The sequence below is a fragment of the Brevibacterium epidermidis NBRC 14811 genome, from assembly GCF_001570805.1.
Taxonomy (GTDB): domain Bacteria; phylum Actinomycetota; class Actinomycetes; order Actinomycetales; family Brevibacteriaceae; genus Brevibacterium; species Brevibacterium epidermidis.
The window spans coordinates 1-3,982 of sequence record NZ_BCSJ01000005.1 but is presented as its reverse complement, the minus strand read 5'-3'; the positions used below and the strand labels follow the sequence as shown (position 1 = coordinate 3,982).

At 65.9% G+C, this 3,982-nt stretch carries 1 protein-coding gene; it reads right to left on the bottom strand.

Going from position 1 to position 3,982, the window contains the following annotated elements:
• Position 1: 1 nt before the first annotated feature.
• Entirely contained in the window at positions 2-3,661 is a 3,660-nt protein-coding gene (locus tag BEP01S_RS04690) for an efflux RND transporter permease subunit (protein ID WP_062241044.1), read from the bottom strand.
• Positions 3,662-3,982: the final 321 nt, after the last annotated feature.

Below are 3,982 nucleotides of genomic sequence, written 5' to 3'. Positions count from 1 at the left end.
TTCAGTGGTCGTTGGAGTGCAGGGCCACCTCGGAGGTCTCCTCTTCGATCCTCGCCTCGTCCTCCGCCTGTCGCTTGGCGCGCTTCTGCTCCTTGTGCGCCGCTCGGATCTCCTTGCGTCGTTCGACGAGGAGGTAGAGGGCGGGGACGAGGATGAGCGTGAGCACCGTCGATGAGGTGAGGCCGCCGATGACGACGATCGCCAGGGGCTGCGAGATGAACACTCCCCCACCGGTCAGCCCCAGCGACATCGGCACGAGGGCGAAGATCGTCGCGGCCGCGGTCATGAGGATCGGGCGCAGGCGCAGTCGGGTGCCGTGGACGATCGCGTCCATGAGGTCGAGCCCGTCCTCACGCAGCTTGTTGATGAGGTCGATGAGCACGATCGCGTTCGTCACGACGATGCCGATGAGCATGAGCAGACCGATTAGCGAGGGAATGCCCAATGGTGTGCCGGTCGCCAGCAGGAACAGCACGGCTCCGGTCGCGGCGAACGGAATCGACACCAGCAGGATGAGCGGCTGGACGAAGCTGCGGAAGGTCGCGATCATCACGAGGAACACGAGCACGATCGCCACGGCCATCGCCATTCCGAGCTGACCGAATGACTCCGCCTGCTCCTGGCTGGCACCGCCGACGTCGAAGCTGACTGTGTCGGGCAGATCCATGGTCTCGGTCAGGTCGGTGGCCGCGGCGGTGACCGTTTCGAGCTGGCCGCTGGACGGGGTTGCGAACACGGTGACCTTCCGGTCGCCGTCGGCACGGTCGATCGTCGCCGGGGTCTCGGTCTTCTTCACCTCCGCGATCTCGTCGACGGTGATCGGCTCACCCTTGATGTCGGGGATGGCGGCCTGCTCATCGGCAAGCGCCTCTTCCTCCTCCTGGCTCTGTTCCTGTTCACGCTGGCCGTCGACGAGGTCGTCGATGGCGTCGTTGGCTTCCTTCAGTCCCTTCTCTGCCTGTTCGACCCCTTCGCGGGCCTGTTCCACCTGGTCGGCAGCCATGTCGCCCGGGTTCGGAGCCGGCGGCGGATTCTCGGCATCGCGCAGGGCCTTGCGGGCCTGTTCGAGCTGGTCGGCCGCGTTGTCACGAGCTTCACGGGCAGACTCAAGCTGCTCGGCCGATTCGTCAGCGGCCTTGCGCTTGGCCTCCTCGGCGCGGGCATCGGTCTTCTCCTCGACCCGATCGGTCGCATCCTCCTGGGCGTTCTGCGTCTGCACCTCGGTGACGGGCAGTTCGAGAGCACGGATCTCGTCCGGGGTCGCATCCGGATGAGTCGGAGCGAGGGTGATGTCGCGCTCCTGGCCATTGAGGGTGATGGTGCCGGCCTCGACACCGTGGAGTGCGGCGGCGATGGCCTGCCCGACCTCAGCCTGGCTGAATCCGTAGTCGGCGGCTTTCTCCCGATCGACGTCGACCTCGATGACCGGCTGATCGGCGGCGAGGTCGTTGCGGGCGGACTGGACGCCGTCGGTGTCCGCCATCTTCTTCGTCACCTCGTCGGCAGCCTTTCGCAGCGCACCCAGGTCAGTGCCCGAGAGGGTGACCTCGACGTCCTCGCTGACGGAGCCGCCCGCGTCTTGGACGTCGATTTCGCCTGCGTCCTTCCCGAGGTCGTCGAGTTGGGTGCGGAGGCGGTTCGTCGCGACCTCGGCCTCGGAGTCTTCGGCCAGGGTGACGTTGAACTGGTTCTCCGCTCCGGATTCCGGTCCGTTGACCGTCGTCGAATAGGTGTCGACGTCCGGGTCGTCACCGAGCACGGCTTCCACACGCTTCGCGGCCTTGTCACCGGCTTCGAGCGAGGCACCCGCGGGCAGGGTCTGGGTGATGTACACGGAGTTCTGCCCGGCCGATCCGAGCAGGTCCGTCTTGAGGAAGGTCGCGCACACCATCGTGACGATGAAGATGACGACGGAGAAGGCGATGGTCCTCCAGGGGTGGTGCAGGGCGGAGATGATCGCCGGCAGGCTGCGCTGTTGGAGGCGGTCGATCCTGCCGGAGGCCTCACCGTTTCCGTGGGCGGGAGCGACGACGGGTTCGACGGTCGCATCCGGCAGCGCGTCCTTGCCCTTGGCTGCGCGTTTGGCGTTCTTCTTCTCGATCGTCTTCTGGCGGCGTTCGGCTCGGGCCACCGAGCGGCGGTGCTGCTTGGCTGCCCACAGCTCATAGCTGCGATCGGTGGCTGCTTGGCGCTTGGGCGAGAGCGGTTTGGGGCTGCGGCGCAGGACCCAGTAGCTGAACACGGGAACGATCGTCAGCGCCACGACGAGGGAGGCCAGCAGCGCGAGGCTGACGGTGACGGAGAAGGGGCGGAACAGCTGTCCGGCGATGCCGTCGACGAATGCAATGGGCAGGAACACGGCGACCGTGGTCAGGGTCGAGGCGGTGATGGCGCCGGCGACCTGTTTGACGCTGGCGACGATGTCCTCGACCGTCAGGTCGGTCGTGCCCTGGCGTCGGCGGATGTTCTCGATGACGACGATGGAGTCGTCGACGACTCGGCCGACGGCGATCGTCAGGGCACCCAAGGTGAGGATGTTGAGCGTGTAGTCGCCGACCATGAGGCCGATCATCGCGATGAGCAGCGACATCGGGATCGAGATCGCGGCGACGATGGTCGAGCGGAAGGAGCCGAGGAATGCGAGGATGACGAAGATCGCGAAGATCAGGCCGAGTCCGCCCTCGACGGAGAGGTCGTGGATCGACTTCTCGATCTCCGGTGCCTGGTCGAAGATCGTCGAGAACTGCGTGTCCTCACCGAGTTTCGGGCCGACCTTTTCGAGGGTGTCGGCGACCTTGTGCGAGACATCGACGACATTGGCGTCCTGGTCCTTCGTCACCGACACAGTCACGGAATCTTTGCCGTCGGCGCGGGACAGGGAGGTCTTCTCGACCGCGTCGAGGTCGACGTCGGCGACCTCGCCCAGCAGCACCGTGCCGTCTGCGGTGCGCAGCGGCGTCTTCTCGATCTGCTCGACAGCGTCGACCTCGGTGCCGACTTCGACGGCCATCGATGTGTCGCCCTGTGAGCTCTGGCCGGCGGGAACGACGGTGCCGGCGGCTTCGAGCTCGTCGGGAACGGAGGATTCGACGACGTTCTTCTCCGCCACATCCTCGGGTCGGAACGTGATGGAGACTCGCCGCTCATCCTGGCCGGTGACCTCGACGTTCGAGACTCCGTCGAGGGCGCGGAGTTCGGGGACGAGGTCGGTCTCAAGACGGTCACCGAGGGTGGCGGAGTCCCCGCCGGAGACGGCGAACATCGTCACCGGAACCTCGTCCATCTGATAGGACAGCACTTCCGCCTCGGCGTCGGCGGGCAGGTCGGACTTCACTCCGTCGACGGCGGAGCGGACGGCGTCGGTCATCTCTTCGGAGTCCTTGCCGAAGGGCCAGGTCACCTCGGCGGTCATCATCCCCGACGAGGTGGAGGTGGTCACCGATTCGAGTTCGCCGACACCGTCGAGCGCGGTCTCGAGAGGTTTGGTGACGGTCTCCTCGATCACCTCCGGGGAGGCTCCGGGGACGGTGGCCTGCACCGAGGTGCCGGGCAGGTCGACCGAGGGCATCGTCTCCTGGTTGAGTGAGGTGGTCGCGACAATGCCGAAGACGGCGATCACGAGGGTGAGCAATCCGACGATGAGGCGGTTCTTCAGACTCATCCGGGTGATCAGGTGCACGGGGTTCCTCCGGGCTCGGGGGTGTGAGCAGGGTGCTCCAGTCAGTCTTCCAAGCGCAGCGCCTCAGCGGATCGCCCGAAAGTAGTCAACGGTGTCCCCCAAAAGGATGATTCTCACTGCTGTTCCCGGCAGGTCGATCATGCCCGTTCGGCGGATCACGTTTCGACCCTAGAAGCGGTCACAGGTTCCCGGCACGGGTGTTGACCTCCAGACCACCCTTAGGAAACACGGAGGGAAACCGGAGGATTACCACTCCCCGTACTACCTGACGGCGGCCCAGCAACCTCGCGCGAGGTTGCTGGG

What these genes read in the sequence shown, in the direction of transcription:
- BEP01S_RS04690 (WP_062241044.1), bottom strand. Translation starts at nt 3,661, where the DNA reads ATGAGTCTGAAGAACCGCCTCATCGTCGGATTGCTCACCCTCGTGATC.